This window comes from Bacillus sp. AFS015802 (genome assembly GCF_002561455.1).
Classification (GTDB): domain Bacteria; phylum Bacillota; class Bacilli; order Bacillales; family Bacillaceae_B; genus Rossellomorea.
In genome coordinates this window covers 356,221-380,929 of sequence record NZ_NTUP01000066.1, presented here as the reverse complement: position 1 = coordinate 380,929, position 24,709 = coordinate 356,221, and the positions used below count along the sequence as shown (strand labels likewise).

At 45.5% G+C, this 24,709-nt stretch carries 25 protein-coding genes and 2 riboswitches; of the genes, 5 read left to right on the top strand and 20 right to left on the bottom strand.

All coding sequences use genetic code 11. From position 1 onward, the window contains the following. Window positions 1–47 precede the first annotated feature (47 nt). From CN378_RS19340 to CN378_RS19330, 3 genes are all read right to left on the bottom strand, one after another. The gene (locus tag CN378_RS19340; RefSeq protein WP_098354114.1) at window positions 48–1,064 is read right to left on the bottom strand and encodes a LacI family DNA-binding transcriptional regulator; all 1,017 of its coding nucleotides are present in this window, start codon (window positions 1,062–1,064) and stop codon (window positions 48–50) included. Between the two features lie 259 nt (window positions 1,065–1,323). Continuing rightward, the gene (locus CN378_RS19335; protein ID WP_098354113.1) at window positions 1,324–2,769 is read right to left on the bottom strand and encodes a DEAD/DEAH box helicase; all 1,446 of its coding nucleotides are present in this window, start codon (window positions 2,767–2,769) and stop codon (window positions 1,324–1,326) included. Window positions 2,770–3,280: 511 nt separating this feature from the next. Next, the gene (locus CN378_RS19330) at window positions 3,281–3,481 is read right to left on the bottom strand and encodes a cold-shock protein (RefSeq protein WP_060671790.1); all 201 of its coding nucleotides are present in this window, start codon (window positions 3,479–3,481) and stop codon (window positions 3,281–3,283) included. Between the two features lie 246 nt (window positions 3,482–3,727). On the opposite strand from CN378_RS19330, the gene CN378_RS19325 reads away from it, so the two are divergent. Next, on the top strand, window positions 3,728–3,940 hold the full coding sequence (locus tag CN378_RS19325) for a hypothetical protein (protein ID WP_098354112.1): 213 nt from the start codon (window positions 3,728–3,730) through the stop codon (window positions 3,938–3,940). An 83-nt stretch (window positions 3,941–4,023) separates the two neighbouring features. Here the strand turns inward: CN378_RS19325 and CN378_RS19320 are convergent, their stop codons facing one another. From CN378_RS19320 to CN378_RS19310, 3 genes are all read right to left on the bottom strand, one after another. After that, on the bottom strand, window positions 4,024–4,224 hold the full coding sequence (locus CN378_RS19320; RefSeq protein WP_060671790.1) for a cold-shock protein: 201 nt from the start codon (window positions 4,222–4,224) through the stop codon (window positions 4,024–4,026). Window positions 4,225–4,451: 227 nt separating this feature from the next. Beyond that, entirely contained in the window at window positions 4,452–4,601 is a 150-nt protein-coding gene (locus CN378_RS19315; protein WP_098354111.1) for a DUF3934 family protein, read from the bottom strand. 94 nt (window positions 4,602–4,695) lie between these two features. Then, the gene (locus tag CN378_RS19310; RefSeq protein ID WP_098354110.1) at window positions 4,696–5,460 is read right to left on the bottom strand and encodes a MerR family transcriptional regulator; all 765 of its coding nucleotides are present in this window, start codon (window positions 5,458–5,460) and stop codon (window positions 4,696–4,698) included. 154 nt (window positions 5,461–5,614) lie between these two features. Between CN378_RS19310 and rluF the strand changes: the two genes are divergently transcribed. Next, window positions 5,615–6,322, top strand: a complete 708-nt coding sequence (gene rluF / locus CN378_RS19305; protein WP_098354109.1) for a 23S rRNA pseudouridine(2604) synthase RluF — start codon at window positions 5,615–5,617, stop codon at window positions 6,320–6,322. A gap of 54 nt (window positions 6,323–6,376) precedes the next feature. On the opposite strand, the gene CN378_RS19300 is transcribed toward rluF, so the two are convergent. From CN378_RS19300 to desA, 3 genes are all read right to left on the bottom strand, one after another. Then, window positions 6,377–6,748 (bottom strand): DUF2500 domain-containing protein, encoded by a 372-nt coding sequence (locus tag CN378_RS19300; RefSeq protein ID WP_218924833.1) that lies wholly within the window; start codon window positions 6,746–6,748, stop codon window positions 6,377–6,379. A 130-nt stretch (window positions 6,749–6,878) separates the two neighbouring features. Continuing rightward, a complete protein-coding gene (locus tag CN378_RS19295; protein ID WP_098354107.1) occupies window positions 6,879–7,352 on the bottom strand; it encodes a response regulator in 474 nt (157 codons plus the stop codon). 76 nt (window positions 7,353–7,428) lie between these two features. Beyond that, on the bottom strand, window positions 7,429–8,460 hold the full coding sequence (gene desA / locus CN378_RS19290) for a Delta(5) desaturase DesA (protein ID WP_098354106.1): 1,032 nt from the start codon (window positions 8,458–8,460) through the stop codon (window positions 7,429–7,431). 312 nt (window positions 8,461–8,772) lie between these two features. Between desA and CN378_RS19285 the strand changes: the two genes are divergently transcribed. Next, window positions 8,773–9,780, top strand: coding sequence for a DUF3231 family protein (locus CN378_RS19285; RefSeq protein WP_179884991.1), 1,008 nt, complete (start codon window positions 8,773–8,775; stop codon window positions 9,778–9,780). Between the two features lie 59 nt (window positions 9,781–9,839). Here CN378_RS19285 and CN378_RS19280 read toward each other — a convergent pair whose 3' ends face one another. The 3 genes from CN378_RS19280 to CN378_RS19270 all read right to left on the bottom strand — a co-directional run bounded on the left by CN378_RS19280 (window position 9,840) and on the right by CN378_RS19270 (window position 12,624). After that, window positions 9,840–10,814, bottom strand: a complete 975-nt coding sequence (locus CN378_RS19280; protein WP_257141212.1) for a TRM11 family SAM-dependent methyltransferase — start codon at window positions 10,812–10,814, stop codon at window positions 9,840–9,842. A gap of 50 nt (window positions 10,815–10,864) precedes the next feature. Beyond that, complete coding sequence (locus CN378_RS19275) at window positions 10,865–11,650, bottom strand: SDR family oxidoreductase (RefSeq protein ID WP_098354104.1); 786 nt, start codon at window positions 11,648–11,650, stop codon at window positions 10,865–10,867. A 110-nt stretch (window positions 11,651–11,760) separates the two neighbouring features. After that, a complete protein-coding gene (locus CN378_RS19270; protein ID WP_098354103.1) occupies window positions 11,761–12,624 on the bottom strand; it encodes a 5'-methylthioadenosine/S-adenosylhomocysteine nucleosidase in 864 nt (287 codons plus the stop codon). 134 nt (window positions 12,625–12,758) lie between these two features. Then, window positions 12,759–12,862: riboswitch (purine riboswitch) on the bottom strand. Window positions 12,863–13,032: 170 nt separating this feature from the next. Between CN378_RS19270 and CN378_RS19265 the strand changes: the two genes are divergently transcribed. Next, a complete protein-coding gene (locus CN378_RS19265; RefSeq protein WP_257141211.1) occupies window positions 13,033–13,938 on the top strand; it encodes a Gfo/Idh/MocA family protein in 906 nt (301 codons plus the stop codon). Window positions 13,939–14,093: 155 nt separating this feature from the next. On the opposite strand, the gene mmuM is transcribed toward CN378_RS19265, so the two are convergent. Together mmuM and mmuP are read right to left on the bottom strand one after the other, a co-directional pair. Next, a complete protein-coding gene (mmuM, locus tag CN378_RS19260; protein WP_098354101.1) occupies window positions 14,094–15,044 on the bottom strand; it encodes a homocysteine S-methyltransferase in 951 nt (316 codons plus the stop codon). Then, window positions 15,013–16,425, bottom strand: a complete 1,413-nt coding sequence (mmuP, locus tag CN378_RS19255; RefSeq protein WP_098354295.1) for an S-methylmethionine permease — start codon at window positions 16,423–16,425, stop codon at window positions 15,013–15,015. Before mmuP ends, mmuM begins: the two co-directional genes overlap by 32 nt. 92 nt (window positions 16,426–16,517) lie before the next feature. Then, window positions 16,518–16,624, bottom strand: a riboswitch (SAM riboswitch). 138 nt (window positions 16,625–16,762) lie between these two features. Here mmuP and nei point away from each other — a divergent pair. Further along, window positions 16,763–17,590 carry an endonuclease VIII gene (gene nei, locus CN378_RS19250; RefSeq protein WP_098354100.1) on the top strand — a complete coding sequence of 276 codons (828 nt, stop codon included), beginning with the start codon at window positions 16,763–16,765 and terminating at the stop codon, window positions 17,588–17,590. Between the two features lie 60 nt (window positions 17,591–17,650). Here nei and CN378_RS19245 read toward each other — a convergent pair whose 3' ends face one another. The 6 genes from CN378_RS19245 to CN378_RS19220 all read right to left on the bottom strand — a co-directional run bounded on the left by CN378_RS19245 (window position 17,651) and on the right by CN378_RS19220 (window position 24,650). Next, a complete protein-coding gene (locus CN378_RS19245; protein WP_098354099.1) occupies window positions 17,651–19,867 on the bottom strand; it encodes an ABC transporter permease in 2,217 nt (738 codons plus the stop codon). Continuing rightward, on the bottom strand, window positions 19,867–20,568 hold the full coding sequence (locus tag CN378_RS19240; RefSeq protein WP_098354098.1) for an ABC transporter ATP-binding protein: 702 nt from the start codon (window positions 20,566–20,568) through the stop codon (window positions 19,867–19,869). The genes CN378_RS19245 and CN378_RS19240 overlap by 1 nt, the downstream gene beginning before the upstream one ends. A 2-nt stretch (window positions 20,569–20,570) precedes the next feature. Next, window positions 20,571–21,200, bottom strand: a complete 630-nt coding sequence (locus CN378_RS19235; RefSeq protein ID WP_179884990.1) for a TetR/AcrR family transcriptional regulator — start codon at window positions 21,198–21,200, stop codon at window positions 20,571–20,573. Between the two features lie 148 nt (window positions 21,201–21,348). Next, window positions 21,349–21,921 (bottom strand): cysteine hydrolase family protein, encoded by a 573-nt coding sequence (locus tag CN378_RS19230; RefSeq protein ID WP_098354096.1) that lies wholly within the window; start codon window positions 21,919–21,921, stop codon window positions 21,349–21,351. A 178-nt stretch (window positions 21,922–22,099) separates the two neighbouring features. Then, window positions 22,100–23,134, bottom strand: a complete 1,035-nt coding sequence (locus CN378_RS19225; protein WP_098354095.1) for a zinc-binding dehydrogenase — start codon at window positions 23,132–23,134, stop codon at window positions 22,100–22,102. A 67-nt stretch (window positions 23,135–23,201) separates the two neighbouring features. After that, entirely contained in the window at window positions 23,202–24,650 is a 1,449-nt protein-coding gene (locus CN378_RS19220; protein WP_098354094.1) for a protein adenylyltransferase SelO, read from the bottom strand. Window positions 24,651–24,709: the final 59 nt, after the last annotated feature.

The following is a 24,709-nucleotide window of genomic DNA, read 5'->3' as shown; positions in this document are numbered from 1 at the left end:
AACCAGCCTTTAAATAAACGTTGGCTGTTGAACATCTCTACCAACGTTTATTCGTTTATATGATTCGTACTTTCCCTTTTAATCAACGTTGTCTCCAATATCATCCGATGTGATCCGGACTGGTTCATCAATAGATTCAGCAATAACTTCGCTGCTTCATAGCCTAATTGAAATTTATTCTGTTGAACGGTTGTTAGCTTCGGACTTACGTAAGATGCAAGCAGGATATCATCATATCCGACAATCGAAAGGTCTTCCGGCACTCTTTTGTTCAACTCTTTTGCTGCACTCATTGCTCCGATGGCCATTAGATCACTTGCGCAGAATAATGCTGTCATTTCAGGATGTGAGGTCAGCAATGCGGCAGCTGCTTTTTTGCCACTTTCTTCTGTAAACTTCCCATTTACGATATAGTCCTTGTTGAGTTCGACCTTTGCTCCCTGCAAAGCGCTTATGTACCCTTCCAAACGCTGCTGACTAACAAACGCATATTCATGTCCATTAATCATCCCGATGTTTGTATGCCCATATTGGATTAAATGCTGGACTGCTTTTTCAGCTCCCAACACATTATCAGTCGTCACATGACTCACATTTTCCGACTCAAGTGGGATATCGATCAATACGCAGGGAATATCACTTTCCACCACTTCCTGCAAATAAGGATCATCAGTCCTGATCCCCTGGATGATCACCCCATCCACCCTTCTTTCCCTGCAAAGCTGCGTATACGTCTTCTCACGCTGCTTCGAAGAATTGGTGTTGAATAACACAAGATCGTAGTCGGAACCGGAAACAAATTCATTAATGCCCGCAAGCACCTCCACGATGAAATTATCCTTCACACTTTCCTTCGTAAATCCGGAAACGAGTAATCCAATCGTTTTCGACTTCTTCATGACCAGACTCCTGGCAATCGAATTCGGACTGTAATTTAACTCTTTAGCCACTTGGGCAATCTTCTTCCTCGTATCTTCATTGACATCAGAATACCCATTCAACGCCCTAGAAACCGTCGTAACGGACACTCCAGCTACTCTTGCAATATCTTTAATCGTAGTCACTTACACATCTCCCAAAACGTTTCGGATTTCCTTTAACTGAATAATACAACAAGTTGAAAACGATTACAACATTATTTTTCGATAACGTTGGGTGGGACAGGGGGACAGGCACCGTGTCCCACATGTGCTGATTGATTCTTTGACCTATATAATGTTTCTGGGTAGGGACAAGGAGATGCAGGGCTGGCCTACCAAATCATAAAAAAAACAGCGAATCTCAAAAAATTCGCTGCATGTTTCAACCTCTTATAAACATTCTTTATTTCCTTGCTTCATGAACCTTCAGCATTTTACCTTTTACCGTCGTCTTTTTCATAGCCTGTAACACCAGCGGACCCTTACCGTTTAAAATTTCCACGTAGGAAAGGTTTTCCTGGATCGTGATGATACCGATGTCATCAGCCGTCACGCCCTCGATTTTCGCAATCGTCCCGACGAAATCGACTGCCCTGATCTTCTTTTTCTTTCCGCCATTGAAGTAGAGCTTCATGATATCTCTGTTCAACTGCTCGCTCTTGTCCGATTTATAATCGGGCTCCTCATCCAGCTTCCGTTCAAAATCATCTTTCGCATTCGCTACAGTATCCTGCGTAGGCGCAGCCACCTTAGGAATCACAAACCCGATATACTCCTCGATCTCTTCAAGGAATTTCTCTTCATATGGTGTCGAGAACGTGATTGCTTTGCCTGTCAGACCCGCTCGTCCCGTTCTGCCGGTGCGGTGAACATAACTTTCTTTCTCCATGGGAATATCATAATTGATGACGTGGGTGATATTCTCGATGTCGATTCCGCGGGCTGCCACGTCGGTAGCAACCAGGTAGCGGAATTCCCCCCTTTTAAAATCGTCCATCACTTCGAAACGTGCTTCCTGGATCATGCCGCCATGGATCTTATCCACAGGATAACCAGACCGGTCCAGCTCTTCACATAAAGTATCCACATTTTCCTTCGTCCGGCAAAAAATGATGCAGCTATCGGGATTTTCCACGGTCGTCACGTTTTTCAGAAGGGACACCTTATCCTCTTCTCTCACTTCAAGAACCGAATGATCGATTTTATCCGTTGTAATACCCGTTGCCTTGATCTCAATATGAACAGGTTTCTCCATATACTTGTGGCAGAGTGCTTCAACATCCTCTGGTAAGGTAGCAGAGAAGGTCAATGTTACTCGATCTGTTGGTAACTCCTGAATAATCGATTCCACTTGATCGATAAACCCCATGTTAAGCATTTCATCCGCTTCATCGATCACAAGGTATTGAAGCTTGTCCAGGGGAAACGTCCCTTTTTCAATATGTTCGAGAACCCGTCCTGGTGTACCGACGACAACATGATTTTTTTGCTTCAGCTCAAGCTTCTGGCGATGGAAAGGAGATTTCCCATACACGGCCGCCGCTTTGATTCGCTTATACCTCCCGATGTTGGTGATATCTTCTTTTACTTGAACCGCCAATTCGCGGGTCGGCGTCAGGACAAGTGCCTGTGGCTTGTTTTCTTCCCATTCCACCATCTCACAAAGCGGTATCCCGAAAGAAGCCGTCTTCCCGCTTCCCGTTTGGGAACGGACCACCAGATCCCTTTTCTCAAGAGCGAGTGGCAGCACCTTGGATTGCACTTCGGTTGGAGCTTCATAGCCTAAACCGGAAAGCGCCCTGACAATCTCTCCACTGAGCTTATAATCCTTAAATTGTTTCATTGTCATATCAAAACCTCATTTATTTTTTCTTATTTTCATAGAAAAGCGCTGATTCTATTCAATGAAAAATACCCCTCTTAAATTCTTTTTAAATTTATTTAGGTATTCCCCCAATAGTATGTTATGCTTTACCTAACCATTTTTAACTTGTAACATGTTGTCTCCGGGACCGACGAATCTGTCGGTCCCTTTTTATATCTAAAGCGCAGGCGGCTCGTCCAGAGGCGACAAGCATATGGCGAACAGGCCGGAAAGGCGTTCTTTGCCTTTTTGGCCTGTTTGACTTATGACCTCGAGCCTCTAGCCGCCGGAGCTGGAAGATATCTAAAGTGCAGGCGGCTCGTTCAGCCCCGACAAGCATAAGATGAATAGGCTGGGAAGGCGTTTTTTGCCTTCCTGGCCTATTTAGCTTATGACCTCGAGGGGCTAGCCGCCGGAGCTACCAGTCACCTAAAGCACAGGCGGCTCGACCAATAAAAAAAGGACCCTCCTGAGAGAGTCCCTTGATCAAAAGCTATTACGCTTTGTTAACGTTAGTCGCTTGAAGTCCACGTTGACCTTGCTCAGTGTCAAATGTAACTTTTTGACCTTCGTCTAAAGATTTAAATCCTTCGCCTTGGATAGCTGAGAAATGTACGAATACATCTTCTCCACCTTCGATTTCGATGAAACCGAAACCTTTTTCTGCGTTAAACCATTTTACTGTACCTTCTTGCATGTGTGTATCCTCCTGTGTGGACGTTGCATCCACGATTTATTACTATCGTTGCTCAAGTTAGATATCAAAGGCGAAAAGTTTAAAACTTATTCTTTCCTTACAGACCGAACAAAAATAATTCTTCCTAAGACTAACAGATAAACGGATAAAAAGCAAATCGATTCAAATTTTCGCTCCAAACTCTTTCTTTATAAAGGAGAATCCTGTCCCTTTGTCGAAAGTAAGAGATATAAAGGGGATGACCCAATGAATAAAAACACGTTATTTAAAAGCCTGAGTCAAGCGAGTCGAGGGAATTTCTTTTCGATCGAACTTCCTGTCTCTTCGCAGGAAGAAGCAGAAGCCATTGAAACGGCGGCATCTGCATTAGAAAAAGAAGGCAAGATCAAGATCAGGGAATGTACGCCGAAGGAAACGTCGGTCTACATTCAAGGAATCATGAAATACGCGTTAACGTAATGTTGAAAGGTGCCAAGCATGTGGCACCCTTTTTTTTACGACAAAAAAAAGACCCTCAAAAGAGAGTCCTTCTTTAAAAGCTATTACGCTTTGTTTACGTTAGTCGCTTGAAGTCCACGTTGACCTTGCTCAGTGTCAAATGTAACTTTTTGACCTTCGTCTAAAGATTTAAATCCTTCGCCTTGGATAGCTGAGAAATGTACGAATACATCTTCTCCACCTTCGATTTCGATGAAACCGAAACCTTTTTCTGCGTTAAACCATTTTACTGTACCTTCTTGCATGTGTGTTTCCTCCTGTGTGGAATTGAATCCACGATTTATTACTATTATTGCTCAATTAGATATCAAAGGCGAAAAGTTTAAATACTTTCATTCCTTACAGACCGAACAAAAATAATTCTTTCTTAGAATAACAGGAAATCGTAAAAAAAGCAAATGTTATTTTCATTTAGTCATTTCAATGCCATTAAAAAGCCTACTTCCCCGAAAGGAAATAGGCGCCCCGATCACTATTGATCTTCCTGCTTGCTCCCGTGCTTTACACCTTTACTCGTATAAGGTTTGTTGCTCTTCTTTTTATTCGCCCCGGCCTGCCAGCGATTCCAGCCTTTTTTGCCAGTGCCTTGGCCCGTTCCGCTCTTTTTCTTTGGTTTACTCATTTTTTCACTCCGTTATGATCAGGTTCGTTCTTTCACGTTCGTTCCCTTATCATAACACTTATCGGAGGAATAGAGTACTTCTTGTTTATTCCACTTAAGAATTTTGACCCGTGTATACATAGATCGCATCCCGCAAGAATTCCGCCATGCCTTCTTGTTCAGCATCATAATAAGCCTTGAACCGTTCATCGTCCACATACATCTGAGCAAGGCCGGCATGGGCTTCTTTGCTGTAGTGACCCCAGTAGAAGGAGATCCACTTTTTATGCAGGTCGGCTGCTTTCTGACTGATGTCGCTAGCTGGATCTCCCGTTTGGAATGCTTCCGCCAACACAGCTTTCATTTCCTTTTCAAGCCCTGTGACCTTTTCATAGTCTTCCTGAGACATGTTCATGACTTTGGCGTTGGACTCATCCACTCTTTTGTCTCCGTATTTTTCCCGTACTTCTTTCCCGTACGTTTTCTCATTGTCTTCCACCAGTTTCTCTTTGAATCCTTCGAACTTTTCTTTATCTGACATGTTGCATCTCCCTTTCTTTACACCAATGGTTTTATCGACATTCTCAATCAGCTGATCAATCTGTGCGCGTCTTGTGAGTAATTGTTCGCGGTGTTCCTCTAAAGCTTTTGTTGCGTCAAAGGCAGGATCATCCAGAATATCCTTGATTTCATCCAGTCCTACACCCAACTCTTTGTAAAAGAGGATCTGCTGCAGGCGGTCGACTTCCTTCTGCCCGTATATCCGGTATCCTGACGAATTGGTCCTGGCCGGCTTCAGAAGCTCAATTTCATCATAATAACGGATAGTCCTCGTGCTCACCCCAGCGATCTCCCCCAGTTTTTTGACGGTATATTCCATGAAGTCACCTCCTGACAATTCTTACTTTACAGGTTGACGCAGCGTGAATGTAAAGGGATTTTTTCAAAAAACCCCGAATGTGGATTTCCTTGAAAATAACGTGCCAGTCCGATATTCTTAGTATAGTCAATTTGAGTATAAGGTTGTGTTGAATATGCGAATTAATAAATATATAAGTGAAGCCGGGAAGGCATCGAGACGCGGTGCCGATAAATTGATCACTGAAGGCAGGGTCACGATCAACGGGAAGATTGCGAAGATTGGTGATCAAGTGAATCCCGGGGATGATGTTTTGGTCAGCGGAGCCCCCGTCCGTGTCGCCCGTAATAATGTGTACATCGCTCTAAATAAGCCGGTCGGAATTACTAGTACGACAGAAAAAGGCGTTAAAGGGAATATTGTGGACCTCGTCAACCATCCACTGCGCATCTTTAACATCGGACGACTGGACAAGGATTCCGACGGCTTGATTCTTCTGACGAATGACGGGGATATCGTCAATGAAATCCTCCGCGCAGAAAATCAGCATGAGAAGGAATATATCGTCACGGTGGATAGGCCGATTTCAGAGGATTTTTTGAAACAGATGTCAGAAGGTGTCAAGATTCTTGGAACGAAAACCCTTCCTTGTAAAGTGGAGCAGGTGTCGAAGTACGTGTTCCAAATCACGTTGACTCAAGGATTGAACCGTCAGATCCGCCGTATGTGTGAGGCCCTTGGGTATGAAGTATACCGCCTGCAGCGCACTCGCATCATGAATATTCATTTAGGCAATCTTCCTGTGGGACAATGGCGGGATCTTTCTAAAAAAGAGAAGACGCGATTGTTTCAGGATCTGGATTATGAGCCGAAGGAATGGTAATTGTTATAAAGGCCGGCTACTCGATCATCGAGTGGCCGGCCTTTTCGTTTATATTTATGATTCAATCTCGTACGCCTGACGTTCGAATCCCAGATAACGCGTTCCCTGAAAGGTCAACTCCCCTTCGTCCCCTTCAACGAGCATCCCGTAATCCGTTTCCTTCACCTGTAGTTCCATCCTGTCGCCGCTCTCCACTTCGAAAGTGATGAAATAACGGCTATAAGCCCTGGTCTCTCCACCACCCCTTACAGCCGTCCGTTTGCCGAGCACTTTTGCCCGCACAGTCAGGTTGGGCGATTGATTGTTCTGACTCCACTGCGTTATCCCTTTTATCGCAGAAAATAAAATGAATGAAATGATAATCACAAAGATGATTCCGATGAAAATCGGGACCGCTTGAAACATAAAGTCTCCGCCACCATACATTCTCATTTCCCCCTTTGAATCTTTTTCTACATTTTAACATTTTAATACGTATATGAGTGCTGGATTCTGATGATGACAAATAAAAAAGCCAGCCCCCACTGTGATGTTGTGAGGTGCTGACAAATAAATTTCACCCTGTCGGATGCTTCATCTTATCCATGATCATCGTAAAATAATTCTTCTTCACCGGTCCCGGTGCATGGGGGATCTCGTATGAGACAGGCTCTTTCTTCTCCATGAGTTTCGGGGAAAACACCTCGGTCCCCCCCAAGATCAAGCGGATTGAGGAGGTCAATTCTTCACTGGGACTATCCTTCAACAGGTACCCGTTTGCACCGGCTTCCCGCACCCGTTCCAAATATCCCTCTTTCGGGAATGTTGCGAACACCAGCAGCCTGCATCCCTCGACTTTCAGAGGTCCGTCCCTCAATAGATGTTCGATGTTCAGGATGAGGAGGTCGGGCTGAAGGTGGTGGATGAGCTCCAGTGCTTGCCCCCGGTCTTTTGCCCTTCCCACCACTTGCATGTCTTCTTCAAGGTTGAGTAAAGAGCTGATCGTCCCTAACAACAATTCTTCGTCCTCGGCTATCACAATGCGAATCATGCGGGTTCTCTCCTTTTAACACCGTATCAAGTAAAGACTCCCCTTATATGAATGTCATAAGGAGAGTCGGCCGTGTTTATAATTCAGGTTTTGCTTCGGTAGAAATGCGCGCGTTCGATTTTGCCGAAGATTTGATGCCTCTAAAGCTTACAAACGTCTTATTTTCTTCGTCCCATAGTTTAAAGCGAAGGGATTTCAGGCTTGTTGCCAGAGAAATCGTCGGTACATTCTGTAATGGCACCGTGTTTTCGTGAGCTTCTTCCAGCTTATAATTCGGCACCCTTGGACTTAAGTGGTGGACATGATGATATCCGATGTTCCCGGTCAGGAACTGCATGATTTTCGGAAGCTTATAGAATGAGCTCCCCTCAACAGCAGCCAGGACATACTGCCACTCTTTATCTTCTTCAAAATACGAATCTTCAAAGGTATGCTGTACATAGAACAACCAGATCCCGATTGATCCTGAGATCATGAAGATCGAACCTTGAACGAGTAAGAATTCCTGCCATCCAAGCGTGACAGAGAGCAATGCGATGAGTGCGACGATGATCACATTGACTAAATACGTGTTATTGCGCTCTTTCTTACGTGCGTTTTTACGATTAAATCGATTTTTCAAAAGGAACACATAGATCGGTCCCAACACGAACATGACGAACGGATTGCGGTAAAACCGATACGCTAAACGAGTTTTCAAAGGTGCTGCTACATATTCATCGATGGTAAGGGTCCAGATATCACCAGTTCCCCGTTTATCCAAATTTCCGCTTGTCGCATGATGCACGGCATGATCATGTCCCCACTGATCGAACGGGAACAGAGTCAGGACACCCATGGCCGTTCCGACTGCCCGGTTGGCTTTACGGCTTTTAAAGAAAGAGAAATGGGTGCAATCATGAAAGATGATGAAAATCCTGGTCAAGAATCCAGCGGCAATCACAATTGGAACGAGTGCCAGCCAGTACGATATCGAAAGACTCTGATAGGCTAGGAACCATAATAGGAAGAATGGTCCCAGCGTATTGATCATCTGCCATACACTTTCCTTCGTGGTTGACTTTTCATAAGGAGCAACTTCTTTTTTCAACGTTTTTATATTTGTCATGTCATAATTCCCTTCGTTTAAGGCGTTGGATTCATTATAGGATACGAGGAATCATCGTGTTAGTAGTAGGTGTCATATGCTGGGCATGACAAATGTCATAAGGGAGAAATTGTCATGCGTTTTCATTCACTTGAACCCTTGATAACACTGGATTCTTACATATCCCTTTCACCCTTCAATTGGTTTTATTATTTTTGAAGAAATGAAAAATATTCTTATTTTTTCAGAAGAAATCCTTTCACCAGAGAGAATATTTATATCTTTAATGAACAGGATAAATATAGAAAAGAATGGATGGAGCAGGTGATGATCATGAAAAACGAAGATGGACGAAATATTACGCTGACCTCGACCGAACTCGGTGAGCTGTGGAAAAATTATATAGGGGAGACGTTGTTGGATTGCGTTTACACCCATTATTTAACGAATGTTGACGATAGCAGAATCAAAGAATTATTGGAAAAAGCAAAGGGGTACTCGGAAAAACATATTAAAAAACTAACAGACATCTTCCAATCAGTGAACTTCCCCATCCCCCGTGGATTCGGAGAGGAAGATCTGATCAAGGGTGCGCCCGCCATCTTTACCGATAAGTTCTATTTATTTTATTTGAAAGAAACGACGAGGATCAATTTATTCCTTTTCTCGAATGCCCTCAGTGTTTCCTTCCGGGAGGACATCCGAACGTATTTCGATGAGTGCCTGAAGGATACAAGCGATCTCTATCATGACGCTATGGACTGTATGCTCGCCAAAGGGCTTCTCATACGGGCACCTTTCACACCGATACCGACAGAGGTGACCTTTGTGGATTCTAAAGATTTCCTTCATAAGATCATCGGCAAGCAGAGACCCCTGACTTCTACTGAAATAACCGGCTTATATGTGAATCTTGACTCCAATCAATTAGGGAAGTCCTTGATGATGGGCTTCAGCCAGATCGTGAAATCAAAGGACATTAAAGAGTACATGCTGCGCGGCAGGGAGATTTCCCAAAAGAACATTACGATCTTTCAGGACCTCCTGACCAAAGACCATCTTCCCTCCCCGCAACTGTGGGATCCGGAAGTGCTTGAATCGACGGAATCACCTTTTTCCGAAAGGCTCATGCTTTATCATGTGGCCCTAGCTAACGCGGGCAGTTTAGTGAACTATGGGGTGGGCATCACGTCTACCTTCAGACATGACATCACCCTTGATCTTTCAAGGCTGGTGGTAGAAATCGGGGACTTTTCGAACGACGGAGTGAAGCTGCTGATTGAAAAAGGCTGGCTTGAAAAGCCCCCTATGGCTGCGGATCGGGATGAATTGGCGAAGTGAATCTAACAAAAAAAGGCAATGCTTTCAGAACCTATCTGACAGCATTGCCTTTTCATTTTTCACCAGCAGACCAGTACCTGACGGACAAACCTTCCCTTGCTCACTTCACAGCGGTCGACAATCTCGAAGCCCGCTTTCTTCACGTTTGCGTCTACATCTTCCAGCGTCACGATGACGACCTTCTTTGCAAAACGTCTGGCACTCCTGAGCATGGTGAGCTGTTCTTCATCCGTGATGACGGAACAAAGATTATAAGGTAAGTCAATGACCGCGACATCATAGCTGCCTTCTACATCGTTGATATCCTTCAAGGTGACTTCCCCTTCCAGACCGAAATGAGCGATATTCTCCCTTACTCCGTCAAGGATCAACGGATTGCGATCACTGCCCACAATATCGATGCCCATGGACAGGGCTTCTACCAGGACCGTCCCGATTCCGCAGCATGGATCGATCATCTTGATGCCTTCCGTTTCCGGAGCCGCAATGTTCACGACGGCTCTTGCCACACGGGTACTCAGTGCAGTGGAATAGCTGTGGGGCTTTTTCACATGATGCAGCCAGATCGCATCATTTTTCATATAAGCACCGAACACCCAGCGTTCACCGGTGTTGATAACACCGTACCAAATATGGGGATCGACAAGTTCCGCTTCACCTTTAAGATGCAGGCCGATTTCCTTCTCGATCCTCCGCAGTTTCTTAAAGCCGACTCTGTCACCATCAGGGTTTTGTACAAACACGACCTTGAATCCATCCACTGCGTCTAATCGTTCTATGCTATGAAGTAAATCTTCCAATTCGGCACCTTCGCATATGATCTCAAGTCTCTCCCGGATGAAAGGGCTTCTGCTTGGATCGACCTTTACCGTACTTTCGAGAATACTAGATTCAGAAGCCTCTCCGAACAGGATGCGTCTTTCCAACGCACATAGGGACTCTTCGTTCGGCTCCCATGAAAACGTATATAAATAGTGTTTCGTTTCTATTGTAATCAACTCCGTGTGAGGTTTTGCATTTCTCCATTGTAACACAAAAAGGGAGGGACCCCTTCACAGGGTCTCCTCCCTCCTTATTGACGGAATCAGATTTCCATTTCCCAGCGCTCTGCTTGTGTCTGTTTCAACTGTTTCTCCGTTTCTTCCGGGTAGACCGTACGGAATTTATGATTTTCTGCTGGGATGATTTCAATCATCTTTTGGATCATGTCTTCAGGATCGAACTGATCTTCCAGTCCTTTCTGTTGTTCCAGAATATCTTCTTTGCGGGTGAAGTTTTTCTCGTCGTCGAACCACTTCCAAATCTCTTCCCCGCTCCGCTTATTGAATCCGGTTTCGAATGCACCCGGATTGATGGTCGCGACCTTCACACCGAATTCTTCAAGCTCTGATTTCAAGGTTTGGGCAATCCCTTCGACGGCATGCTTGGTTGCCGTATAGGGTCCGACATAAGGTGTGGCGGAAATCCCGGCCATGGAACTCATGAACACGATTTTCCCGCTGCCTTTCTTCACAAGCTTCTGTGCGGCCAACTGAACCGTTTCCAGGGTAGCGAACACATTCACTTCAAAGAGGGCACGAAAACGATCCATCGGCACTTCCCCGAGTGGCCCCCCTTCATTGATGGCCGCATTGGCCACGAAGACATCGAACTCATACTTCGATATTTGCTCGCGGTCCCTCGCATTCGTTATATCAAGCTTAAATACCTCCATATCCAAACCTTGTTCATCCGCTTCTCTCATCAGTTCGGTCTTTTGCGAGGTAAGCTCTGTCGTCGCAATGACACGGTGGCCCTTCTTTGCAAGACCAAGAGACGCTCCCTTGGCGAGACCGCTTCCCGCGCCAGTAATGAAAATTGTTTTACCCATTCTGTTTCCTCCTTGGCAATCTAGTATGGTATGTTCTTCCCTTTAACAGAATAAGTAAAACTTTTTCAATTTAAAAGGGACCGACTACGGGTCGGTCCCTACATGATGAATTACTCCATCTCTCTAATATACTCTTTCACCACTTCATACACATACCCCTGGTTCGCAGCTGCTGTTTCAGGATTGTACGCTCCACCGTTCGTTTTGTTATTTGACAACACACGGATTCCAAGGAAAGGTACATCGTATGCCCCGGCGATTTGTGCCGCAGCTGCCCCTTCCATTTCCTCTACGGATGTACCGTATTTCTCATGGAACCATTGGATGCGGTCCACTTCGTTATTCCACACGTCAGCAGAACCGATTGTGCCTTCGACGACCTTACCTTTTTTATATGTATCCTTTACTGCGTCAGCAGCCGCAAGCAGTGCCTCGTCACCATCGTAATAGCGGATTTTTTCTGCATTCGGGTCTTCCCCGGCACTTCCTTCAGATGCCATAAGGTCCATCGGCTTCCAGGCAGTGGGTTCGATTCCTTCTTCATCTGCCATGTTCCCCGTTTTTAATGAACCAAGATTGACGGTTCTTTCACCTAGTACGATATCAAACACGTTCAATGCCGGATCATGACCGCCTGATGTCCCTTGATTGATGATGGCGACGGGATCATATTTTTCAACGGCGACAGCCGTGGCTGCTGCCGTGTTTTCCATTCCCTTACCCGTCTTGGCAACGATGACCGGGTAGTCGTCCACCGTTCCTTTATAAAAAACGAATGAGCCGGATGTTTCTTCCTTCACATTCTCAAGTTTTCCAGCGAATTTTTCAGCTTCAATGGGCATCGGTCCCTGAATCAGGATCGGCTGCTCTTCCTTTTTATCTTTCGCTTCTGTTTTGTTTGTTGAGCTGCACCCCGTAAATAAGGACAAACCTAGTACAGACACAGCTGCGAGTGATGCGATTTTCTTTTTCATGTGAATCTCTCCCTTTTCTTGGTGATTGGATCCCGCTGATTTTGGTCAAAAGAAAAAGACCTGTAATGGTAGAGTGAATCTACGTTCCAGATCTCAGAAGTCAAAGTAAAGGCATAAACGGCAAAAAACCGTAAAAACCGAATACTTCAACCCGTAGTCCGGTTCTTATAATGGGAACCGGGTAGAAACGCTCAGACCATATTACTGAGGATATACGAGTAACGATATGTAATGTTGGTACGGTGTAACTATAACAAACCCTCTTCTTTTAATCAACCAAAATACGAATTTTATTTTATATATTTAAATTATTGTTCGTGTTTAAAGGAATGACTCTCTTTCAGTATGAAAGCGTTACATTTGAAATCTTATTGCAGAATACTATAATAAAAGAAAAAACAAGAGGTGATGAACGTGAGGATCGGTCTTATCGGATTAGGGGATATTGCGAAGAAAGCCTATCTGCCTGTTCTGTCTGAAAAAGAAGGCATTGAACTGGTGCTTTGCACGAGAAATGCCGAAACGCTTAAAAAACTTGGAGACAAATACCGAATTGAAGAAAGGGTTCAGACGGTAGAAGAACTGATTGATGCCCACGTTGATGCAGCTTTCGTCAGTACGGCTACAGAGGCACATTTTGAGATATCGGAAAAGCTTCTTGAAAATGGCATTCACGTATACATAGACAAACCGGTTTCCTTGCACTTAGAGGAAACGGAACGCATCGTTCAACTGGCGAAAGACAGCGGGAAGATCGCCATGATCGGATTCAACCGGCGCTTCATTCCTAAGGTAAAAGAACTGAAAGAGCATGGGAAACCAAGCTTCCTATTGATGCAGAAAAACCGATTCGCTGCTCCCGACGAGCCGAGAAGATTCGTCGTCGAAGATTTCATCCATGTCGTTGATACCCTTCGTTTCCTGATGGATACAGACGTGCTGGATGTGAAGGTTCAATCCTTTGGAAAAGGAAATCTTCTTCACCATCTCGTTATACAGCTCATCGGTGAAGAATGTACGGCAGTCGGCATCATGAATCGTGACGGCGGCGTGACAGAAGAAATCATTGAATACTCTGCAGACCATCACAAATATGTCGTCAACAGCCTTGTTGAGACGACTCATTACCATAACAAAGAAAAGAGTGTTTCCTCCTTTGGTGACTGGGAGCCGACACTGTATAAACGGGGATTCTACGATCTGGTCGATCACTTCCTCGAATGTGTGGAAAAAGGGCAGGAACCGGCCCCTTCCATTGAGGATTCTTTGATCACCCATGAGATTTGTGAACGGATTGTAGAAATGATCGACTAATTGAACGAAAGGGAGCCTCGCCATAGTGGAATTGGGCACGTAACCCTTCCCCACTGTCTTGCCAAAGAGAGGTTTTCTATTCAATAATAGTAGCCATCATCATAAAAGGCCCAAGTGCTGTAACACTTGGGCCTTTGCATGTAAGCATATGGAGACTACCTCCACTTCTTCGCCAACGCCTCAATATCCCCCGGATGCGTACGGCAGCAACCACCAATGATACGGGCTCCTGATTCGTACAAAACTACTGAATCCTCATCAAATGCACCACACGCTTCCTCCCCATTCCACGTTTTAGTCTCAGCATTGTACGTTTCACCTGAGTCCGGGTACACGATGATTGGCTTGTCAGTGTGTCTGTTTAGTACCCTCATCGCAAGCTTAGCCGCGGGAGTCGGGGTACAATTTACACCAATCGCAGCGATTTGTTCATGATCATTGAACACCCGCGCGCACTCTTCAATCCCCGTTCCATCACTTATCGTCTCTCCATCCTTTAATGAAAAAGACAGCCATGCCCAAGTATCCGGAAATCCTTTTAAAAGCGAAGCGAGTACGTTTGCTTCCTGCAAGGATGGGATGGTTTCGAATGCCAGCATATCCGCCCCCGCCTCCACTAATGCCTTGATTCTCGGAAAATGGAAATCTGCTAAAAGTTGATCACTTACTCCATAGTCCCCCACATATTCAGAACCGTCAGCAAGATATGCCCCGTAAGGTCCTACAGAACCGGCGACGATTGGTTTCAGTCGATCTGAATTCCCCTTCTCTTCCTTCCAGAAGTCATCCAGAGCCTGTTTGGCAAGATAGACTGTTTTCTTGATTAATTCCAGCGCTTCAGGTTTCTCTATTCCACGCTTCAGAAAACCTTCCACCGTTGCCTGGTAGCTGGCTGTAATCACACAATCGGCTCCCGCACGGAAATAATCAGCATGAACCTTCTCAATCGCTTCCGGTTTTTCAAGGAGTACACGGGCTGACCAAAGGGGATCATTTAAATCACAGCCATGGGATTCCAGCTCTGTGGCTAATGCCCCATCCAAAATCATTAGGGATTGCGTTTGTAAAATGGCCTCAATGGGATTCAGCTTCAGTTGATTCGACATGACCTGTACCTCTTTTCTTTACATATTGTGTTAAATAATAGCTTCCATAGCAAACGGCGATAAACGGGATCCCGCAATATAGGGCAATCCTCTGAGTGGGATCAAAGGCAATGCCGATACAGGAAGCGAAACAAAGCAGAAACGACGCAACGGGAACAAGTGGATAAAGCGGAGTGCGATAAGCAAGTTCCTTCACATCGTTCCCTTCCCTTATGTACTGTCTACGAAATAGAAATTGAGCAGCACTAATGCTCATCCATACAATCACGACGGCAAGACCTGAGACCGAAACCAATACGATGTAGACCGTCCCCGGGGCAATGATGCTTGAAAGCAAGGCGAGTCCCCCTCCAAGCATGCTGCATACAATCGCATTAAGAGGTACGCCCCTATCAGTCAATTTGGCAAAAATCGGGGAGATCGTTTGTTTATCAGCCAGAGACCATAGCATTCTGGAAGAAGCATATAGACCTGAGTTTGCCGCTGATAAGATAGCCGTGATGATGACAAAATTCATGAGATCTGCGGCAAATGGAATTCCAATCCGTCCAAGCACTGCGACAAAAGGGCTTTCCAATACTCCCGCTGACTGGCTCGGTAATAATGCAGATAATACGACAATCGTCCCTACATAAAAGAGGATCAATCTTACAAGCGTAGTGCGGATGGCTTTAGGAATCGATTTTGATGGATTCTCTGTTTCTCCCGCTGCTACCCCGATCAGTTCTGTTCCAGAAAATGCAAAATTTACGGCAAGCATGGTCATCAAGATGGCAAATGCCCCGTTCGGAAATAACCCTGAATCTGTGATATTCGTGAAAAGTGGAGCGGGCTCTGAATGACCGAGGGGGATGAACCCTACGATCGCCCCTGCCCCGATCACAATAAATGCGACAATCGCTATCACTTTCACTAAAGAAAACCAAAATTCAGATTCAGCAAAGAATCGCACCGACAATGCATTCAAGAAAAAAATCAACGCAGCAAAGACCGCGCTCCAAATCCATACACTAATGGAAGGGAACCAGCGCTGCATCATCAAGCCGGCCGCCGTAAACTCCGACCCCAATGCCACCGTCCATGTCAGCCAATATAACCAGCCCACCGTGTAACCGGTCCCCGGACCAATGAACTTTGCAGCATAACTATGAAAGGATCCGGTCTCAGGCATATGGACAGATAGCTCGCCTAAACACAGCATCACCAGATACACCACCAGCGCCCCGATCAAATAAGCAAGGATCGTCCCAAACGGTCCAGCCTGATGAATGGTATAACCCGAACTCAAGAAAAGCCCGGTTCCGATCACCCCTCCAAGAGACAGCATCACTAAATGCCGTGTCTTCATCTTTCTTTTGAAACTCTGTCCTGCGTTTTCCATACAAACACCCTTCCTTCTAAGTTGATTCAGGAATGGGTGAACAAACAAAAAACGCACCCTGAACGAGTGCGTCACCGACAAATAAAAGATTGCTCCTATCTATCAGGGTTTGAATCACCCGCTGGAATTAGCACAGTATCTTCACAGACCTGTTGCTGAGGCTTCAAAGGGCCAGTCCCTCCACCTCTCTGGATAAGAAAATATTTTGATTTTTTAAAACTCTATCAATATATCGGAATAATGTCAAGAGCCTTAAAGGGATGAGTAGCCCAACCCATCCAATGGTTACATGAAGGGATAAAAAGGGAACAACTATACTAAAAAAGGAGAAAACGCCATGCCAGAAGGTCCCGAAATCAGAAGAGCAGCCGATAACGTTGAACGTGCTCTTAAAAATAAAAAAGTGGAAGATGTTTATTTTGCCTTCCCTCATTTAGAAGACTACGAAGATCTGCTGAAGGGGTCTATCGTAAGAAGAGTCGATACGAAAGGAAAAGCCATGCTCATCCGCTTTGACAATGGATACACCATCTACTCCCACAATCAACTTTACGGAAAATGGTATATCAGAAACGCCTACAATTATCCTAAAACAAATCGTCAGCTCCGATTGGCACTACATAATGAGAAAAAATCCGCTCTTCTCTATAGTGCGTCGGATATCGAGGTTCTCAGGGACGAAGAGGTGCCATCTCACCCATTCATCTCAAAGGTCGGTCCAGACCTTTTAAGCGAAGAGGTATCCCTAGATGAGCTGATCGGTCGGATGAAGGACAAAAGATTCCGAAACCGAAAATGGTCGATTTTATTACTTGATCAAGGTTTTGTCGCCGGAATCGGTAATTATCTGCGATCTGAAATTATGTTTGTTGCCGGCATATATCCTTCCCTCAGGCCTGTCGACTGTACGGAAGATCAATTAAACAAAGCTGCCCATGTAACCATGGATTTAATAAAGCAATCGTATGAAACGGGAGGGATCACCAACGATCCCGTCCTTGCACAGAAACTGAAAGCCAAAGGGGTGAAGCGATCCCGCTATCGTCACTGGGTCTTTAACCGTGAAGGGGAATCTTGCTTCATCTGTGGTAGCGAAATCGAGAAGACGGTGGCCGCTTCAAGAAGGCTCTACCATTGTCCGGTTTGTCAGGGTATCGAACGATAAATAAAAGGGTATGTGGCAATCTTGATGTCACGTACCCTTTTATCAGTTTGACGTCAAACCTTATTCGGTACTCCGGTTAATCGCTTCTTTCATTGAGATCCCTTTTAATTTCCGATGATTTAGCCATAGTGATGCATAATACGAGATGATGATGATACTAAAACTGATGAGGACACTCATCCAATCCAGCATGACAGGAATCGTGACATTCATTTCTGAAGTGATCGAATTCATAAAGGCTGAAATCGAGAAAATCGTCACAGGAATGCCTATCGCATACCCCAGGATGATAAACCAAATATTATAGCCAATCATCATGTGCATGATCGACTTCTCCCGATAGCCGATGACTTTCATGAGTGAAATTTTGAATGAATTTTCCTCGATTAGTAATGAAATCAGTATATAGATAATGATGACCGCAATGATCGCGGCAACAAAGGCAATCGCCGCCACTCCATAGTTCAACGGCTTGATCATTTCCTTGAAACCGTCAATCGTGTCGGATGATTTTGTCGTCGAGATAATCTGATCTTCCGGCAAGTTGAGTTCTTTGTTTGAATAAACCTCCGTATAACTTCCTGAAGGGAAGTCATTTAATCGGTTGAATTCATCGAGTGGCATATAAATCATATTTCCGAGATAGGATTCAGCGATGTGATCAATGGTGAGAGTAAAGGATTTGTCCGTCAATTCATTTGTCACATGAATTGAATCCCCCTCCTGAATCCCCAATTTATCTGAAAGTGATTTATTCATGATCACTGAATCGAATGTAAGCCTTTCTCCGCTTCCGTCCTGCAAGCGAATGGCTGTATTGTCCGGCTTCAGGCCAGTGATCATGATGCTCTCCTCATCTGTCGTAAATGGTGCCACGGATCCCACCTGTCCCGATTCCGGCTCTATGGTCTGTGGAGCATTGAATAGATAGCTATACTCATAGTCATATACTTGCTGGAAATTATCGGTCACCAGGTACTCCATCGAATTCTTGGTGACGAATCCGAACAACAATAATAATGTCGCAAACATCACGCCTATGATCAAAAACAGTGCCCTTGGAAGGTTTCTCATGATTTCCCTGATCACGAATTTCCGCCGGAATGGCAGCTTATTCATTTTAAATAACCGCTCAAGCCTCTTCACTTTGACCTTCCGTTCCCCACCTTTTATCAAACTCACCGGCGGGATCTTCAAGACACGGTGAACCAAGTAATAGGTGAACGGGATGAACAGCACAAGTGGCAGAAGAATACTCACAAGTAAATAACCTGCATGCAGTGTCACATCCAGTACGGGCAGATTATAATAAGCCGCGAAAGTGGATAGCAAAGGATGCAGGAACACCCAGCCAAGGATCGTACCGACCACGCTTCCTGTGATGGCAAGAATTCCGGCATAAGAAAGATAATGACGGATAATTTCACTTTTCCTGTAGCCGAGGGCATACAATGTACCGATCTGTACATATTCCTTCTTCATTAAGCGCCACAATAATATAAGGATGATCACCATACTAATGAATAAAATACCGATCGGAAGAAATTGTCCCATCTTTTTGACACCGGCAATATCCCCTTTGATGAAGGAAATGCGGTTATTATCTTTTTTATCCGTCCATTTGATGATCTGATTCGTTTGATTGATCCTCTTCTTCAGTTCTTCCGGAGAAGCATCCGGTAGACGGATACTATAGTAAATCCGGTGATTTTTCCACTTTGATAAAACAGATGGTTTCACGACGGCGACACCGAAAGCATCCGGATTTTTCAGGAAACCCGATTCATCCTTTAATGGATAGATGTAATCCGGAATCGCCATATAGCCTGTAACATGGAACGTTTCCCCTCCCAGTTCAACCTCATTTCCAATCGCCACACCATGGGCTTTGGCGAAGCCTTTATCCACTAATATATCGCGGTCCGAAGACAGATTCTTCCCTTTCACCACAGTGGGGAGATTGAGATCATCCGTCTCATCCAACAACCTGAGAGTCGAATCTTTACTATAGGGAAGATCGATTGAAATCCTTTGCTCAATCTCTGCGCCACTCTGCTTTTCAATTTCTTCGATTTCATTCAAAGGCTGTTGTGTCATGAACTGAGCATCTTCTACTTTATTCTGGTTAAAAAATATCTGTAGATTATCAATGAGATTTGCTCCGGCTGCTGTAAATGCGTAAAATACGATGGAACTGATGACAATCAGCAACCACGCAGAAAAAAACTGAGTCTTTTTTTCCATTATGGTCCGAAAAAGCTTTTTCCGAAGAGGCATCACCACTCAACCCCTTCAGCGGAGGTTTGATGTTCATTGACAAAGTCGGATTCAACCTTCCCATCTTTCAGTGTGATGATCCGGTTCGCCATGCTTTTGATTGCTTGGTTATGGGTGATGATAAGGACTGTCGTGTTAAATTCTTTATTCACTTTCTCGATCAACTGCAGAATTTCTTTCGATGTGGCTGAATCCAATGCCCCAGTCGGTTCGTCACATAATAATAGTTTCGGAGCCTTCACGACGGCCCGGGCAATCGAAACCCGTTGCTGCTGACCTCCGCTTAATTCCCGGGGGAAGCGATCCTCCATCCCCGACAATCCAACAGCATGAATCACCTCCGGAATAGACAATGCCTTCAGACTGATATTCGCCGTCAATTCGATATTTTCATAGACCGTTAGATTCGGGATCAGATTATACATTTGAAAGACAAAGCCAACGTCTTCCCTTCTATAATCCACAAGATCTCGATCACTCAATCGGCCGATCTCTTTCTTATTGACCTCAATGCTCCCCGAATCAATTTCATCAATGCCTCCAATGGCATTCAACAACGTGGACTTCCCGGAACCCGATGGACCGAGGATGACGACAATCTCACCCTCCTCCACCTCTACATGAATATCCGTCAGTGCCTGAAAGGTGGTTTGGCCGCTTTGATAGGTTTTATGAACTCCAATGATGCTCAAAATGCTCATGTTCATTCCTTCTTTCCCGATTTCATTTTTCCTTCAAATAAAAATCGTATGTGTCTCGCCAACTGCTCCTTATAAGCTTCGATATCCATTTCTTCGTTGTACATATAGAACATCGTATCGGACATGGCTGCACTATAGATGGCATAAGCCGCTTCTTCCGGATCGACCTTTACGGCAAAGCAATCTGAATGGCTCTCTATCAAATTCAGGACCCACTTCATCATCTCTTCATCAATGCCGAATAACCCCTGTCTCAACCGGATGCTCTCTTCCACTTCTCCCGTCATCACGTGAAACAGCTCGCGCCAAAATGCTTTCGGATAATGCTGAAAAAATGCTGCAAATCCCTGCATGGCCCCAATCACACTTTCTACCAGATCTCCACTCTCTTCTGAGGAAAACGGATCTTGAAGCGCTTCTTTCATCCCCTCCGCTTCCTCAGTGAAAATCCGCAGCAGCAAAGCTCCCTTAGAAGGAAAATAATTGTAGATGGTCCCGGTCCCCACACCTGCATCCTTCGCAATTTCAGCCATGGAAGCCGTTTCAAATCCCTTTTGAGAGAAAATGTTCTTCGCTGATTCCATGATATTCAGCTGGGTTTGCCGTTTCTTATCTTCACGTAATCCTGCCATGATCAATGCTCCTTTGGTTATGAAAAATATGAACGCGTTCATTTATGAATACATTCATATTTTAGCTGGAAGAATATTGATTGTCAAATCGTGCTTGTCTCAGAAATAATAATGCCCACTTCATTTGATGAAGTGGGCTCGTACTTTTTTACATTCCATATTCCTTCCGATACTCATCATGCTTCGGCTGGAACAGTTCCTCACTGGATGGTCTCACATCCGAGAAATGATCTACATTGTAATGACCCCTCAAAGCAAGATTATGATGGGCGATGATTTGCTCGGCCTTCAAGGCTTGGGAGTCCTTGGTGGAATGGCCGTCTGCCACCAGGGTGACATCGAATCCGCTCACCGTCGCATAACGGACAGCCGTATCGATGCAGTACTCTGTCTGACAGCCCGCAATCACGAGATGCCCTACCTCTTTATCTTTTAAGAATGAGAGTAATGGCGTCCCGTAAAACGAGTTGGTGGCAAGCTTATCAAATACCTCTGCATCATCCGGAATCTCAAGGTCCCGATGCACCTGGAACCCTTCGCCGGTACCACCAGCGACGTCTTTATCCCTGATGAAGACGATGTGGGCGTCCGCTTCCTTTGCCTTGGCGACCACTTTGTTGATGGTCTCGATCAGTTTTTCTTTTTGAAAGACCGACTGTTCTTTTTCGTTGCCTTCCACTAATTCCTGCTGCACATCAATGACAAGTAATGCCTGTTTCACATATAAAACCCCTTTACGATTTTAGTCCTCTTTTAAATGCATGTCGTTCGATAATCTTTTTCATCATGAACCGCCCCAAGCCTATATGTGTATAGTTCGGCTTATCCCCCGTTCAATCCTTTAACACAGCAAAAAAAGCTCGGAATCACATTTGACTCCGAGCTTTCTCGCATGTATGTCAAGGAAGCAGGACGATCTTCCCCAGCTTTCCTGAATGTTTAAAATAGGTTTGTGCTTCACGGGCTTGCTCGAGTGGGAACGTCCGGTCAATGACCGGCTTGATTTTTCCTTCCGAGATCGCAGCAAGCATACGTTTGAACTCTTCTCTTGTCCCCAGGACCGATCCATAGAACGTAATATGCTTTAAATAAAGGGTTCTGAAGTCGAGTTGTGTTTTCTGACCACCGGCTGACCCTGATATACAGAATTTGCCGCCTTTTTTCAAGACTTCAAGAGATGTTTCGAATAGTGCATCCCCTACTACATCCAATACGGAATCGACCGGACCTCCATTTACCTCAAGTATTTCACCGGCAAGGTTTGGCGACTTATAGGACAATACGTGGTTGGCACCGAGCTCTTTCATCCTCTCTTCCAAAGCCAAGTCCCCTACTATGGCAATGACCTTTGCTCCGAAAACCTTGGAAGCAATTTGAACATTCAATGATCCCACACCGCCGTTGGCACCTGTGACGACGATCGTTTCCGATGGCTGAGCCTTGATCTGTTCCACCATATGCCATGCGGTCAAACCGCTGACGGAAAACACGGCACTTTCTTCATATGTGGAGAGAGGCATGTCATAACAGAGTTCCGATGGCCAGACGACGTATTCAGCATATCCCCCGTCATATTCAGAACCGATGAACGACATATCGTCTGATATATGTTCGCTTCCTTCCGTAGCGCTTGAAGTGAATGGGAACACGACAACATCTTTACCCAGCATGGTTTCAGAAACATCCGCTCCCACTTCTACCACTTCACCTGTAATATCCGAACCGGGAACCCTTGGAAACTGAACCCCTTCAGGCCGCCACCCAGACTTCTCTTCCGTTCCATATGCGCCTTCTCTCATCCAGATTTCAGTATTGTTAATGGCACATGCCTTTACTTTGACAAGGACTTCCCCCTTTTGAGGGGCGGGGACTGGAATCTCCGCGACTTCGAGCTTATCGACATCTCCATATCCTGTAACTTGAACGGCCTTCATGAGTGTTCCACCTTTCCATTTTCCTGGTTATAGTGTTGCCGAAATTCCTACCCTCAACTCATGATCGTTACGTTCCACAATAGGTTCGGTACGGACGGTTCGACGGACTTGGAAGTGTGCAATACTCTTCCTGACCGGGAGAGTAAGCGTATGGATCTTCCAGAACCGAAAGCAAGCCGTTCATCACACTGAAATCATTTTCTTCCACTGCAGCCTGAAGCGCTTCTTCCACCCTGTGGTTACGCGGGATGACCGACGGATTACTCGTGCGCATCCGCTGCTTGGACGCTTCCATCGTCTCGTCCTGTCTGCTCAGCCTTTCTTTCCAACGTTCCTTCCAAGACATAAATTCAGGTGTGTTGAATACTTCTGACTCTTCACGACCCAATGTCAGGCTCCGGAACGTATTTGTAAAGTCTGACTGATGCTTATTCATGAGATCCAGCAGTTCTTCTGCCAATGCACGATCCCCTTCTTCTTCATTGAATATCCCAAGTTTGGCCCTCATGCCGTCAAGCCAGTGCCCTTCATACAACTTCGGAAATTCGAGGACGGCCTCCTGGGCAAGTTTGAGGGACTCTTCCTGTACAGGATGGAGGACCGGAAGCAGGCTTTCGGCAAAGCGGGCGAGGTTCCAACCAGCGATCGGCGGCTGATTTCCGTATGCATACCTCCCTTGTGCATCGATGGAACTGAAGACCGTTTTCGGGTCATACGCATCCATGAAAGCACAGGGTCCGTAATCAATCGTTTCACCACTGATCGTCATATTATCTGTGTTCATGACACCGTGGATGAAGCCAACCATCTGCCACTTGGCGATAAGGGATGCCTGGCGTTTGATGACTTCCTTCAATAGGAAAAGGTAGCGGTTTGGAGCATCCTTGCCCTCTGGATAATGGCGCTCCAGGGCATAGTCTGCCAGGGCCCGGAGATCATCCACCTCCCCGAATCTTGAAGCAAACTGGAATGTCCCGACGCGGAGATGACTGGCCGCCACCCTTGTCAAGATCGCACCCTTTTGTTCCGTTTCCCGGTAAATGGGATCACCGGTTGTCACTACCGCCAAACTCCTGGTAGTCGGAACCCCAAGTCCATGCATGGCTTCACTGATGATGTGCTCCCGGAGCATGGGACCGAGTCCTGCCCGACCGTCCCCTCCACGGGAATAAGGGGTTCTTCCTCCCCCTTTAAGCTGAATATCGAATCGTTTTCCCTCCGGCGTGATCTGCTCGCCAATCAGGACAGCCCGTCCATCACCCAGCATATTGAAATGTCCGAACTGATGGCCCGCATAGGCTTGGGCAAGGGGCTCGGCTCCTTCAGGGATTTCATTGCCCGATAGGACATCCGCTCCAAGTTTTTCGGCATCGAGCCCAAGGGACTCAGCAACCCTCTCATTTAGAACCATCAGCTTTGGGGCACGTACAGGTTCAGGAACCTGAAGGGTGAAAAATGTTCCAGGAAGGGTTTTATAACTGTTTTCGAGATTCCAACCTGCTTTCTTTTCCATCATCGTCCTCTCCTCCTTTTCAATAAATAAAACAAAAAACCATAGACTCCTTCTATGATTTT